Below are 13,215 nucleotides of genomic sequence, written 5' to 3'. Positions count from 1 at the left end.
CGGGCTACGGGCTACGGGTTCTTGTGGCTATTCAACCGACACTTTCAGGCTAGCGAATCGCCCCGTTCAGGAGGGCGAACACCAGTGTCGTGGAGCGGGTCGAGCCGCATGGATGCGGCGAGAGGCCTAACGGGCCATGGACGGCCCGTGCAGGCCGACCCCGGAACGACGCTGGCGTGAGCGAAACGTAGCATAGCGGAGTAACAGCCGCAGGCTGGCCCAAAGGGCGAGCAACGCGAGTCACCCGCAGCGCAGCGGAGGGCCGGATGTCCGGGGCAAGCGGTTTTGGTTACTTTTGTCCGGGGCGCGTAGTCCGGGGCGCGCAGCCGCGACTGGCAAAAGTGACTCGCTCGGGAGAGCGAAACAAGAAGTGCCAGCAAGACTTGGTAACCGGCTAGGGCACCAATAGCCCAAAGCGCTGGGCTTCGCTCCCGCTCAGCCCAACCTACGAAAAATCAGCGCACGCTCAACCTGTATCCCACCCGCTCCAGCCACTGCGCCTCCTGCTCGAAGTCGGCCTGGGTCAGGGGGTTCTCCGCCAGCCAGCCATCGGGGAATTGCACGTCCAGACTGCGCTCGCCGGCGCTGAGCTGGACATCCGGAATGCTCTTGTGGCGGATGTGGTGGAAGAGGATGGCATAGCGCAGCAGCAGCGTCAGGCGCAGCAGCGGCTCGCCTTCCGCGCCCAGCTCCTGCAGGCGCTCCAAGGGAATGTTGCGGCGATGGCCGCGTACCAGCAGCGCCAGGGCCTGCTGGTCGCGGCGGGAGAAACCGGGCAGGTCCGAGTGCTCGATCAGGTAGGCGCCATGCTTGTGGTACTGGTAGTGGGCGATGTCCAGGCCGACGCCGTGCAGGCGCGCCGCCCAGCGCAGCAGTTCGGCATGATTCTCGTCGGTCAGGGCCCAGGCCTCGGCGACCTGTGCCAGGGACTTCAGGGCGCGCTTTTCCACCCGTTCGGCATGGCGCTGATCGACGTGGTAGCGCTCGGCCAGGGCGTTGAGGGTACGCTCGCGGACGTCCTCGTGGCTGTGCCGGCCGATCATGTCGTAGAGCACGCCTTCGCGCAGGGCGCCTTCGGAGAGGTGCATCTCCTGCAGCTCCAGGGCCTTGAACAGAGCTTCGAGGATGGCCAGGCCGCCCGGCAGGATGGCGCGTCGATCCGGCTTCACGCCGTCGATGTTGAGCAGGTTGATGTCGCCCTGCTTGAGCAGCTTGCGCTTGAGCCACTCGATGCCATCCGGGGTGATCTCGCCATTGCCGCGGCCGGCGGCCTGGATCGCCAGGGCCACCGCGCGGATGGTGCCGGAAGCGCCCAGGGCCTGGTGCCAGCCCATCTCGCGCAGGCCCTGGTCGATGTTCATCAGTTCCAGGCGGGCAGCGGTGTAGGCGCGCGCGTACTGGGCGGCGGTGATCTTGCCGTCGGCGAAGAATCTCTTGGTGAAGCTGACGCAACCCATCTGCAGGCTCTCGCGCTGCAGGGTCTCGAAGCGCTGGCCGATGATGAATTCGGTGCTGCCCCCGCCGATGTCGGTCACCAGGCGGCGTCCGGGCACATCGGGCATGGAGTGGGACACGCCCAGATAGATGAGGCGGGCCTCTTCGCGACCGGAGATGACCTCGACCGCATGGCCGAGCACGGCTTCGGCGCGCTGGATGAATTCGCCGCGGTTGCGCGCTTCGCGCAGGGCGTTGGTGCCCACCACCCGCACGGCGCCGCGCGGCATGCCGGCGATCAGCTGGGCGAAGCGGCGCAGGCAGTCCAGGCCGCGCTGGATGGCCTCTTCGCTGAGCAGACGCGACTCGTCCAGGCCGGCGGCCAGCTGGATCTTTTCGCCCAGTCGCTCAAGGATGCGGATCTCCCCGTGGGAATGGCGCGCCCGGACGATGTGAAAGCTGTTCGAGCCCAGGTCGATGGCGGCGATCAGTTCGTGGGGTTCGGCTGGCGAAGGCTGCATCTGGAGGCTCTCGGCGATAAACCGCGCCATCGTGCCAGCTAGCCGGTGACGGCTTCAAGCGCACAGCGGTTACGGTTGCGCAAAGTGGCAGAAAAAATAGGGTTTTTCCGCCTCAGGAAGCCACCTGGCCGATGAACTGGGCCAGTTCCGGTGTCTGCGGGTGGGCGAACAGCTCCTGGGGAGGACCGCTTTCGTGGACCTTGCCCTGGTGCATGAACACCAGCTTGTCGCCGACCTCGCGGGCGAATCTCATCTCGTGGGTGACCATGATCAGCGTCATGCCCTCGCGGGCCAGCTGCTTGACCACCGCCAGCACCTCGTTGACCAGCTCAGGATCCAGCGCCGAGGTGATTTCGTCACAGAGCAGCACCTTGGGGGACATGGCCAGGGCGCGGGCGATGGCTACCCGCTGCTGCTGACCGCCGGAGAGGCGGTCCGGATAGCTGTCGAATTTCTCCGCCAGGCCGACCCGATCAAGCATCTGCCGCGCCAGGGCGCGGGCCTCGTCCTTGCTGGTCTTCTTGACCACCTGGGGCGCCAGCATCACGTTCTCGCCCACGGTCAGGTGCGGAAAGAGGTTGAACTGCTGGAAGACCATGCCGACCTTCTGCCGCAGCGAGCGGAGATTGACCCGCGCGGCGTCCAGGTATTCGCCATCCACCTCGATGACGCCGTCGTTGATGGATTCCAGGCCGTTCAGGGTGCGCAGCAGGGTGCTCTTGCCCGAACCGCTCTTGCCGATGATGGCCACTACCTGGCCTTCCTCGACGGTCAGGTCGATGCCCTTGAGCACATGGTGGTTGCCATAGTGTTTGTGCAGGGCGGTCACTCTAAGCAGCGGCATGCAGTCTCCTTTCCAGCCAGCGTGCGGCCAGCGACAGCGGATAACAGAGGATGAAATAGCCCAGGGCCGCGAGGCCGTAGACGGTGAAGGGCTGGAAGGTGGCATTGGCGAGCATGCCGCCGATCTTGGTCAGCTCGGTGAAGCCGATGATGGAGGTCACCGCGGTACCCTTGACCACCTGCACCGAGAAGCCCACGGTGGGCGCCACGGCGATGCGCAGGGCCTGCGGCAGGATCACGTGGCGCAACTGCTCGAAGCGGCTCATCGCCAGGCTTTCCGAGGCTTCCCACTGACCGTGGGGAATGGCTTCGACGCAGCCCCGCCAGATCTCGGCGAGATAGGCACTGGTGAACAGGGTCAGGGCCAGGCCGGCGGCCAGCCAGGCGGGGACTTCCAGACCCAGCAGCGACAGGCCGAAGAAGGTCAGGAACAGTTGCATCAGCAGCGGGGTGCCCTGGAACAGCTCGATGTAGCCGCGCGCCAGCAGGCGTAGCGGCCGGAGCGTCGAGTTGCGCGCCAGCAGGACCAGTGCGCTGGCCAGGCCGCCGAAGAGGAAGGCCGCCAGCGACAGCACCAGGGTCAGGCCGAGGCCGCTGGCCAGGCTGCGCAGGATGTCGGCGAGAGTGAAGTCCATCAACGCCTCCTGACGATGAAGAAGACGCCCAGCCAGTGCAGCGCCTGACGCACGCCAATGGCCATGAGCAGATAGATGAGGGTGGTCAGCAGATAGGTTTCGAAGGCGCGGAAGTTGCGCGACTGGATGAAGTTGGCGGCAAAGGTCAGCTCCTCGGTGGAAATCTGCGAGCACACCGCCGAGCCCAGCATCACGATCACCAGCTGGCTCGACAGCGCCGGCCAGACCTTGGCCAGGGCCGGACGCAGCATCACGTAGCGCAGGGTTTCGAAGCGGGTCATGGCCAGGGCCGCCGCCGCTTCCAGCTGGCCCCGCGGTATCGCCTGGATGCCGGCGCGGATGATCTCGGTGGAATAGGCGCCGAGGTTGATGACCATGGCCAGCACCGCCGCCTGGCCGGCTTCGATCCGCACCCCGATGGAGGGCAGGCCGAAGAAGATGAAGAACAGCTGGATCAGGAAGGGCGTATTGCGGATCAGCTCGACGTAGACCCCGAAGGCCTGGGCGAAGGGTTTCAGGCGCCAGGCGCGGCAGGTGGCGCCGACGATGCCGATGAGGATGCCGAAGAAGCCACCGATCACCGTCAGCTCAAGGGTGTAGAGCGCTCCCTTGAGCAGCAGGTCGCTCTGCGCGAGCACGGGCTGGAAGTCGAACTGATACGCCATGGCGCGTCGATCCTCAGAGAGCGGCCGGCAGGGGATCGCCCAGCCATTTTTCGGAGTTCTTGCTCAGGGTGCCGTCGGCGCGGGCCGCATCGATAATGGCATCGACCTTGTCCTTGAGCGCCGGCTCGTTCTTGTTGATGCCCACGTACACCGGCGAGTCCTTGAGCTTGACCTTGAGCACCGGTTCCTTGGCCGGGTTGCGCGCGCCGATCACCTTCATCACCACGCTGCCGCTGGCGATCAGCTCGGACTGCCCGGCCAGGTAGGCGGCGATGGTGGAATTGTTGTCCTCGAAGCGCTTGATCACGCTGTCCTTCGGCGCCACATCGGTGAGCGCCAGGTCTTCAATGGAGCCGCGGGTAACCGAGATCACCTTGCCGGCCAGCTGCTCGGGTGTGCTGATGGCGGCATCCTTGGGACCGAAGACGCCGAGATAGAAGGGCGCATAGGGCTTGCTGAAGTCGATGACCTTTTCCCGGTCGGGATTCTTGCCCAGGCTGGAGATGACCAGGTCGACCTTGCCGGTGGTCAGGAAGGGAATGCGGTTGGTGCTGTTGACCGGGGTGACTTCCAGCTTCACGTTCAGCTTGTCCGCCATCAGTTGCGCGGTGTCGATATCCAGGCCGCGCGGTTTGAGATCGGGTCCGATTGAACCGAAGGGCGGGAAGTCCTGTGGCACGGCGACCTTGAGCACGCCGCGCTGCTGGATATCGGCCAGTTGGTCGGCCTGGGCGGAGGTGTGCAGGGCGGTCAGGCCCAGGGCGAGCAGGGAGAGGGCGGTCCAGCGCTTGAGCATGACGAGACTCCGGAAGCAGGTTGGGATGGCTCTGCCCAGTGCATTTCATGTGCCAGCCGCCTGCCAGGGGGGCGCAAGGGCCGTCAGGCTTGAGGATTGGTCTTACTGGTCTGAACAGTTGCTCACCACAGCCGCCTGCGCTGGCGCTTGCCGTGAGCCGCTTTGGTGCGCGGTTATAGCGGCGTGCTCCGCCTTGGGGCCGCACTTGAAGTCCCTGGAAATTGGGCATAAAAGGCAAGCTTCCGGACTGACTGGCCTGACCACGCCATGCCCCTCGCTGCCACCCGCGCCGTACCCCAATATGCCGTCGACGCCATTCGCCGACTGATCGAGACCGAAGGCTATGCCCCCGGCGCGGCCCTGCCCGCGCAGCGGGAGCTGGCCGAGCGGCTGGGGGTGAGTCGCGCCTCCCTGCGCGAGGCGCTGTCCACCCTGAGCGCCCTGGGCCTGGTCAGCGTCCAGCCCGGGCGCGGCGTCTATGTGCAGGCGGCGACGGGTACGGTGGACGGACACTGGCCCTTCGCCGACGAGGTGACGGCCGCCCATGTCTTCCAGCTGAGATTCGCCCTGGAAGGCTTCGCCGCCGGGCTGGCCGCCGTCACCCTGGGGCCCGCCGACCTGGATCGCCTGGAGGTCAATCTGGCCGCCCTGCACCGGGCGCTGCGGGCCAACGAGCTGGAAGAGGCGGCCGTGCTGGACTTCGACTTCCATCGCCAACTGCTGCTGGCCGCGGACAACCCGGCCATGCTGGCGGTGATCACCAGCAGCCCCGAACGCTTCCACGAGAGCCAGAAGCTGCCCTTCGTACGCCCCGAGCGGGCCCTGGAAACCTGGCAGGAACACCGGCGCATCCTCAGGGCCCTGAGCCGCCGCTCGCCCGCGGCGGCGCAAAAGGCCATGCGCGAACATATCCGCAATGCGGCCCTGCGCAGTGGAACCCCCTTCACGGTTCCTGCTGTCTAAACAGCGAGCCACGATCGGTGGAACGGTGATCGACCAGGGTTGCAAAGGCGTCGGAAATGCAGCTCAACTCCGCTTTCTCAGGCCTTGTCGCCCGTTTGCCGGATCGTGAACCACCTCTGCCATCAATGCCGGTCATAGCCACCATCAATGTTCGAATGCTTTCGAAGTGACGGCGGCAGGGCTATCATGGCCATACTTCAAGTCGTACCCGAATTCGGAGAGAGTCAATGAGCGAATACATCACCAACGTCAGCGACGCCAGCTTCGAGCAGGACGTGCTGAAGTCCGACAGCCCCGTGCTGGTCGACTACTGGGCCGAATGGTGCGGTCCGTGCAAGATGATTGCGCCGGTTCTGGACGAGATCGCCAAGGACTACCAGGGCAAGCTCAAGGTCTGCAAACTGAACATCGATGAAAACCAGGACACCCCGCCGAAGTACGGCGTGCGCGGCATCCCGACCCTGATGCTGTTCAAGAACGGCGCGGTCGAGGCCACCAAGGTCGGCGCCCTGTCCAAGTCGCAACTGGCCGCCTTCCTCGACGCCAACGTCTGAGGCAGCCAGTCGAAAGCCCCGCCATGCGGGGCTTTTTTATGCCCGGACGGCTGGACGAGTACCCATGCAGGTGCTAGATTCCAGCCACGACCCCATCAGCGGGCCGTCTTCTCATCTGCTGTAGCCGTCAGTTCTCCTCTTCAGAACGCATCCCGCGAAGCTAATCTCGCATCCGGCCGCTCAGCTCGAATCCCTCCTTCGCCTCTTCTCACGTCAACATACGTCTATGAATCTGACCGAACTCAAGCAAAAGCCCATCACGGAACTGTTGGAAATGGCGGATGCCGCGGGCTTGGAAAACATGGCCCGGTCCCGCAAGCAGGACATCATCTTTGCGCTGCTTAAAAAGCACGCCAAGGGTGGCGACGAGATTTCCGGGGATGGCGTGCTGGAGATCTTGCAGGACGGCTTCGGCTTCCTGCGTAGCGCCGACTCCTCCTACCTGGCCGGTCCCGACGACATCTATGTCTCCCCCAGCCAGATCCGCCGCTTCAACCTGCGTACCGGCGACACCATCATCGGCAAGATTCGTCCGCCGAAAGAGGGCGAGCGCTATTTCGCGCTGCTCAAGGTCGACACCATCAACTTCGACCGTCCGGAAAACGCCAAGAACAAGGTGCTGTTCGAGAACCTCACGCCCCTGTTCCCCACCAAGCGCCTGACCATGGAAGCCGGCAACGGCTCCACCGAAGACCTCACCGGTCGGGTCATCGACCTCTGCGCCCCCATCGGCAAGGGTCAGCGCGGGCTGATCGTCGCGCCGCCCAAGGCCGGCAAGACCATCATGCTGCAGAACATCGCGGCCAACATCACCCGCAACAATCCCGAGTGCTACCTCATCGTGCTGCTCATCGACGAGCGTCCCGAGGAAGTGACCGAGATGCAGCGCACCGTGCGCGGTGAAGTGGTGGCCTCCACCTTCGACGAGCCGCCGACCCGCCACGTGCAGGTCGCCGACATGGTGATCGAGAAGGCCAAGCGCCTGGTCGAGCACAAGAAGGATGTGGTCATCCTGCTGGATTCCATCACCCGTCTGGCGCGGGCCTTCAACACCGTGATCCCCAGCTCCGGCAAGGTGCTCACCGGTGGTGTCGACGCCCATGCCCTGGAGAAGCCCAAGCGCTTCTTCGGCGCCGCCCGTAACATCGAGGAAGGCGGCAGCCTGACCATCATCGCTACCGCGCTGGTGGAAACCGGCTCGAAGATGGACGAGGTGATCTACGAGGAATTCAAGGGCACCGGCAACATGGAGCTGCCCCTGGAGCGTCGGATCGCCGAGAAGCGCGTCTTCCCGGCCATCAACATCAACAAGTCCGGCACCCGCCGCGAAGAGTTGCTCACCGACGAGGAAGAGCTGTCGCGCATGTGGATCCTGCGCAAGATCCTGCATCCGATGGACGAGATCGCCGGCATCGAATTCCTCCTCGACAAGTTGCGTCAGACCAAGACCAACAGCGAGTTCTTCGATTCGATGAGGCGCAGCAAGTAAGGCGCAGTCGCATGCAAAGGCCGGGAAATCCCGGCCTTTGGCGTTTCTGGGCCAGTGCTTTCTCGATGCGCGACTCAGGCGGTAGACTGCCAGACTTTCCCCAGCGCCAAGAGGCCGCATGCAATACCGAGATCTGCGTGACTTCATCCGCAGCCTGGAGCAGCGTGGTGAACTGAAGCGCGTGACCGCCCCGGTCTCGCCGATCCTCGAGATGACCGAAATCTGCGACCGGACCCTGCGCAAGCAGGGCCCGGCGTTGCTGTTCGAGAATCCCGTGGGCTTCTCCATGCCCGTGCTGGGCAACCTGTTCGGTACGCCCCAGCGTGTGGCGCTGGGCATGGGCGCCGAGGACGTCGGCGCCTTGCGCGAGATCGGCAAGCTGCTGGCCTTCCTCAAGGAGCCCGAGCCGCCCAAGGGCCTCAAGGACGCCTGGTCGAAGCTGCCGATCTACAAGAAGGTCATCAGCATGGCGCCCAAGGTGGTCAAGGATGCGCCCTGCCAGGAGGTGATCGAGGAGGGCGAGGCGGTCGATCTGGGCAAGTTGCCGATCCAGCACTGCTGGCCGGGCGACGTGGCGCCGCTGATCACCTGGGGCCTGACGGTCACCCGCGGGCCCAACAAGGAACGCCAGAACCTCGGCATCTATCGCCAGCAGGTCATCGGCCGCAACAAGCTGATCATGCGCTGGTTGAGTCACCGGGGCGGTGCCCTGGATTTCCGCGAGTGGTGCCAGAAGCATCCCGGCCAGCCCTACCCGGTGGCCGTGGCCCTGGGCGCTGATCCGGCCACCATCCTCGGCGCGGTCACTCCGGTACCCGACACCCTGTCCGAATACGCCTTTGCCGGCCTGCTGCGCGGCAGTCGCAGCGAACTGATCAAGTGCGTGGGCAACGACCTGCAGGTGCCGGCCAGCGCCGAGATCGTGCTGGAAGGGGTCATCCATCCGGGCGAGACCGCGCCGGAAGGGCCCTATGGCGATCACACCGGCTACTACAACGAGGTCGATACCTTCCCGGTCTTTACCGTGGAGCGCATCACCCGGCGCCGCGATCCCATCTATCACAGTACCTACACCGGGCGTCCGCCGGACGAGCCTGCCATCCTCGGCGTGGCGCTCAACGAAGTCTTCGTGCCCATCCTGCAAAAGCAGTTCCCGGAGATCGTCGACTTCTACCTGCCGCCGGAAGGCTGCTCCTACCGCATGGCGGTGGTGACCATCAAGAAGCAGTACCCCGGCCACGCCAAGCGGGTGATGCTGGGCGTCTGGTCGTTCCTGCGGCAGTTCATGTACACCAAGTTCGTGATCGTCACCGACGACGACATCAATGCCCGCGACTGGAACGACGTCATCTGGGCCGTGACCACGCGCATGGATCCCAAGCGCGACACCGTGATGATCGACAACACCCCCATCGACTACCTGGACTTCGCCTCGCCGATCTCCGGCCTGGGCTCGAAGATGGGCCTGGATGCCACCCACAAGTGGCCGGGCGAAACCACCCGCGAGTGGGGGCGGGCGATCGTCAAGGACGAAGCGGTGGTCAAACGGGTGGACGAGATGTGGTCCAGTCTCGGGATCGACTAACGGAGACGACGATGAAGGTCACCCTGCAGCCCTCGGGTGCGGTACTGCAAACCCAGCCCGGCGAGGCCATCCTGGCCGCCGCGCAGCGCCTCGGCTACAGCGGGCCGCACAGCTGCCGCAACGGCAATTGCCAGCTCTGCGCCGCGCTGCTGGTGGAGGGCCAGGTCGCCCAGCACGGCCAGACCGTCGATCATGGCGAGATCTATGTCTGCGTGGCCGTACCCCTGAGCGACTGCCTGCTGCAGTGGGACGGCGTCCTGGCGCCTGGCGAATTGCCGGTGCGCCAGCTGGCCTGCCAGGTGGTGGCCCTGGACGACGTGGGTGGCGATGTCCGCCGGGTGCGCCTGCGTGCTCCCGCCGGGCGGCCGCCGCGCTATCATGCCGGTCAGTACCTGCTGATCCAGCGCGACGACGGCAAGCAGTCGGCCTTTTCCCTGGCCTCGGCGCCCCATCAGGGGCGTGAGCTGGAATTGCACGTGCTGGCGCGCGAGGCCAGCAGCCAGGCGCTGCTGGCGCAACTGGAAAGCAAGGGTATGGCGCAGGTCGAGTTGCCCTATGGCGACGCCCATCTGGCCGAACTGCCTGAAGGCCCCCTGGTACTAATCGCCGCCGGGACCGGCATGGCCCAGATGCACAGCTTGATCGAAGATGCCCGTACCCGGGGCTTCGCCCATCCGGTGCACCTCTACTGGGGCGTGCGCACGCCGGACGACTTCTATGCCATCGAGGCCTGGGACGCCTGGGCGGAACTGCCCAATCTCACTCTGAACCGGGTGGTGAGCGATGCCTGTGGCTGGGAAGGGCGCTGCGGTCTGCTGCACGAGGTGGTGCGTGCGGATTTCGCCGATCTGAGCGGCCTGCACGTCTATGCCAGCGGCTCGCCGGCGATGGTCTATGCCACCCTGGACGCCCTGGTGGAAGCCGGCATGGACGCGCACCAGATGCGCGCCGACGTCTTCGCCTACGCGCCGCGGGGGTGAGCCTATCGCGGCCGTGCCGGTGCGCCGTAGCGACCGCTCCTACGGGTAAGCTCTACCTGTAGGAGCGGCCCATAGCCGCGATTGATCGAAAAGCACAAAGCGTTTTCGACCAGGACCCAGAGTGGATGAGGCTGTGCCGTCATCCACCCTGGGCAATCGGCGCTACTGCGCCGACTTGGCCACCATGCCGGTGTGTCTCAGGGTCATCGCCAGGAAGACGATGGCCAGGACACAGGAGCCGATCAGCAGCATGAAGCCGCCATCCCAGCCGAAGTGGTCCACGGTGTAGCCGACCAGGGCGTTGGCCGCGACCGAGCCACCCAGGTAGCCGAACAGCCCGGTAAAGCCCGCGGCGGTGCCGGCGGCCTTCTTGGGTACCAGTTCCAGCGCCTGCAGGCCGATCAGCATCACCGGTCCGTAGATCAGGAAGCCGATGGATACCAGGGCCGCCAGGTCGATGCCGGGATTGCCTTCCGGGTTGAGCCAGTAGACCAGGGTGGCGACCAGCACGCCGAGCATGAACACCACCCCGGTGGCGCCGCGGTTGCCGCGGAACAGCTTGTCCGAGAGCCAGCCGCAGAGCAGGGTGCCGGGGATGCCGGCCCACTCGTAGAAGAAGTAGGCCCAGGAGGTCTTGTCCACCGAGAAGTGCTTGGCTTCCTTGAGGTAGGTGGGGGCCCAGTCCAGCACGCCATAGCGCAGCAGATAGACGAAGACGTTGGCCAGGGCGATGTACCAGAGCAGGCGATTCTTCAGCACGTACTCGACGAAGATCTCCTTGGTGGAGAATTCGCGTTCGTGACCTTCGCTGTAGCCCTCGGGGAAGTCCTGTTTCCAGTGTTCCACCGATGGCAGGCCGCAGGACTGCGGGGTGTCGCGCATGGCGATGAAGGCGAAGACCGCCACCGCCAGGGCCACCACAGCCGGGACATAGAAGGCGGCGTGCCAGTCGTTGAACCAGGCCAGGCCGAGCAGGAACAGCGGGCCGATCAGGCCGCCGCCGACGTTGTGGGCGACGTTCCACACCGAGACCACCCCGCCACGCTCCTTCTGCGACCACCAGTGCACCATGGTGCGACCGCTGGGCGGCCAGCCCATGCCCTGGAACCAGCCGTTGAGGAACAGCAGGACGAACATGATGCTGACACTGGAGGTGGCCCAGGGTGCGAATCCGAACAGCAGCATTACCAGCGCCGACATTACCAGCCCGAAGGGCAGGAAGTAGCGCGGATTGGAGCGGTCCGAGACCAGGCCCATGAGGAACTTGGACAGGCCGTAGGCGATGGCCACCGCGGACAGCGCCACGCCCAGTTCACCCCGGCTGTAGCCTTGCTCCACCAGGTAGGGCATGGCCAGCGAGAAGTTCTTGCGCAGCAGGTAGTAGCCGGCATAGCCGATAAAGATCCCGGCGAAGATCTGCCAGCGGAGACGGCGGTAGACGGGATCGATGCGATCGGCGGGCAGCGGCGTGCGATGGGCCGCAGGGGCGAAGATTCCAAGCATGGGAGCCTCGGTATTGTTATAGGTATTAATCGAAAGCGAACATTCCAGGTTCGTTTTCGAATATTACAATGATATTACAGCCTGCATAGGCTTTTCCGCCCTGTGGCAGCGAGCGCCAGGATTCCCCCTTGATCTGTACGGGTTGCGCGCCTAGGGTGGCGCGTCTTTGCTGCCGTTTTCACGAGTCGTCATGCCTGCCTGGAAAGTCCTGTCCTCCCGCGCCCTGAACCTGGCCACCGCCCTGTTCGAACGCTATCCGCGGCTGATCGCCCTGGCCGGCTTCATTTCGGGGATCTGCAGTTTCCTGCTGGTGGACCGGCAGAAGGGCTTCGCCCCGGTGATGGCGGTGATCATGCTGGCGAGCTGGGTCTGGCTGATGCTGGAAAACGTGCTGCGGGGCTGGGTCAGCCGGCGTTTCGGCTGGGAATTGCCGCCACCGCTGCTGCGCTACGCCACCCAGCTGATCCACCAGGAGAGCCTGTTCTTCTGCCTGCCGTTCTTTGCCATCACCACGGCCTGGAACAGCGGCCAGGCGCTGTTCACCGGGCTGCTCGGCGCGGCCGCGCTGGTCTCCATCATCGATCCGCTCTACTACAAGGCCCTGGCGCCGCGGCGCTGGGTGTTCCTCAGCTACCACACCCTGACGCTGTTCGCGGTGCTGCTCACCGCCCTGCCGATCATCCTGCACCTGACCACCACCCAGAGCTACGAACTGGCCCTGGGCGTCGCCGTGCTGCTGTCCTTTCCCAGTCTGGCGGTGGCCTTCCGGGTACGCCTGGGCTGGCGCTGGCTGGGATTGCTGGGTCTGTGCCTGGCCATCGGCGCCTTCGGCTGGCTGGGCCGCGCCTGGGTGCCGCCGGCCACCCTGTGGCTGACCGACATGGGCATGAGCACCAACTTCGACAGCCTCAAGCGCCAGCCCGGCGATGCGGTGAAGAGCCTGAGCAGTGCCCAGCTGCGCGCCCAGGGGCTCTATGCCTTCACCGCCATCAACGCGCCGCGCGGCCTGAACGAGCGCATCTACCATGTCTGGCGCCATGCCGGTCAGGAGGTGGATCGGATTCCGCTGGATATCAGCGGCGGTCGCGAAGCCGGTTATCGTGCCTGGACCCACAAGCAGAACTTCCCCGGCGACGTGACCGGCCGTTGGCAGGTGCAAGTGGTGACGGACGTCGGCCAGGTGATCGGAACCCTCAGGTTCGAGGTGACCCCTTGAATCCCGCTGGCTATGCTGCAGCCATTCACCT

12 protein-coding genes are annotated in these 13,215 nt (G+C 65.1%); 6 read left to right on the top strand and 6 right to left on the bottom strand.

The window, feature by feature from the left end:
* Positions 1 to 455: 455 nt before the first annotated feature.
* The 5 genes from ppx to PVZ72_RS17005 form a co-directional block, all read right to left on the bottom strand.
* Complete coding sequence (gene ppx, locus PVZ72_RS17025) at positions 456 to 1,955, bottom strand: exopolyphosphatase (protein WP_133860463.1); 1,500 nt, start codon at positions 1,953 to 1,955, stop codon at positions 456 to 458.
* 112 nt (positions 1,956 to 2,067) lie between these two features.
* Positions 2,068 to 2,799, bottom strand: a complete 732-nt coding sequence (locus tag PVZ72_RS17020) for an amino acid ABC transporter ATP-binding protein (protein ID WP_133860464.1) — start codon at positions 2,797 to 2,799, stop codon at positions 2,068 to 2,070.
* Positions 2,786 to 3,436, bottom strand: a complete 651-nt coding sequence (locus PVZ72_RS17015; protein WP_178083884.1) for an amino acid ABC transporter permease — start codon at positions 3,434 to 3,436, stop codon at positions 2,786 to 2,788. Before PVZ72_RS17015 ends, PVZ72_RS17020 begins: the two co-directional genes overlap by 14 nt.
* Positions 3,433 to 4,098 carry an amino acid ABC transporter permease gene (locus tag PVZ72_RS17010; RefSeq protein ID WP_273862546.1) on the bottom strand — a complete coding sequence of 222 codons (666 nt, stop codon included), beginning with the start codon at positions 4,096 to 4,098 and terminating at the stop codon, positions 3,433 to 3,435. Before PVZ72_RS17010 ends, PVZ72_RS17015 begins: the two co-directional genes overlap by 4 nt.
* Positions 4,099 to 4,111: 13 nt before the next feature.
* A complete protein-coding gene (locus tag PVZ72_RS17005; protein ID WP_133860467.1) occupies positions 4,112 to 4,894 on the bottom strand; it encodes a transporter substrate-binding domain-containing protein in 783 nt (260 codons plus the stop codon).
* A 267-nt stretch (positions 4,895 to 5,161) separates the two neighbouring features.
* Between PVZ72_RS17005 and PVZ72_RS17000 the strand changes: the two genes are divergently transcribed.
* From PVZ72_RS17000 to PVZ72_RS16980, 5 genes are all read left to right on the top strand, one after another.
* Entirely contained in the window at positions 5,162 to 5,857 is a 696-nt protein-coding gene (locus PVZ72_RS17000) for a FadR/GntR family transcriptional regulator (RefSeq protein WP_187980903.1), read from the top strand.
* Between the two features lie 227 nt (positions 5,858 to 6,084).
* Positions 6,085 to 6,411, top strand: a complete 327-nt coding sequence (gene trxA, locus PVZ72_RS16995; protein WP_017639417.1) for a thioredoxin TrxA — start codon at positions 6,085 to 6,087, stop codon at positions 6,409 to 6,411.
* A gap of 226 nt (positions 6,412 to 6,637) precedes the next feature.
* Complete coding sequence (gene rho, locus PVZ72_RS16990) at positions 6,638 to 7,900, top strand: transcription termination factor Rho (protein ID WP_133860469.1); 1,263 nt, start codon at positions 6,638 to 6,640, stop codon at positions 7,898 to 7,900.
* A gap of 118 nt (positions 7,901 to 8,018) precedes the next feature.
* Positions 8,019 to 9,485, top strand: a complete 1,467-nt coding sequence (gene ubiD, locus PVZ72_RS16985) for a 4-hydroxy-3-polyprenylbenzoate decarboxylase (protein ID WP_187980904.1) — start codon at positions 8,019 to 8,021, stop codon at positions 9,483 to 9,485.
* An 11-nt stretch (positions 9,486 to 9,496) separates the two neighbouring features.
* Positions 9,497 to 10,465, top strand: a complete 969-nt coding sequence (locus PVZ72_RS16980; protein WP_273862545.1) for a CDP-6-deoxy-delta-3,4-glucoseen reductase — start codon at positions 9,497 to 9,499, stop codon at positions 10,463 to 10,465.
* 162 nt (positions 10,466 to 10,627) lie between these two features.
* Here the strand turns inward: PVZ72_RS16980 and glpT are convergent, their stop codons facing one another.
* Complete coding sequence (gene glpT, locus PVZ72_RS16975; RefSeq protein ID WP_133860472.1) at positions 10,628 to 11,968, bottom strand: glycerol-3-phosphate transporter; 1,341 nt, start codon at positions 11,966 to 11,968, stop codon at positions 10,628 to 10,630.
* Positions 11,969 to 12,158: 190 nt separating this feature from the next.
* Between glpT and PVZ72_RS16970 the strand changes: the two genes are divergently transcribed.
* A complete protein-coding gene (locus PVZ72_RS16970; RefSeq protein WP_273862544.1) occupies positions 12,159 to 13,184 on the top strand; it encodes a DUF5924 family protein in 1,026 nt (341 codons plus the stop codon).
* Positions 13,185 to 13,215 lie beyond the last annotated feature (31 nt).

The organism is Pseudomonas sp. LA5, from assembly GCF_028640825.1.
GTDB classification, from domain to species: Bacteria; Pseudomonadota; Gammaproteobacteria; order Pseudomonadales; family Pseudomonadaceae; genus Chryseomonas; species Chryseomonas aestiva.
The sequence above is the reverse complement of the archived record's forward strand: the minus strand, read 5'-3'. Positions and strand labels throughout refer to the sequence as shown.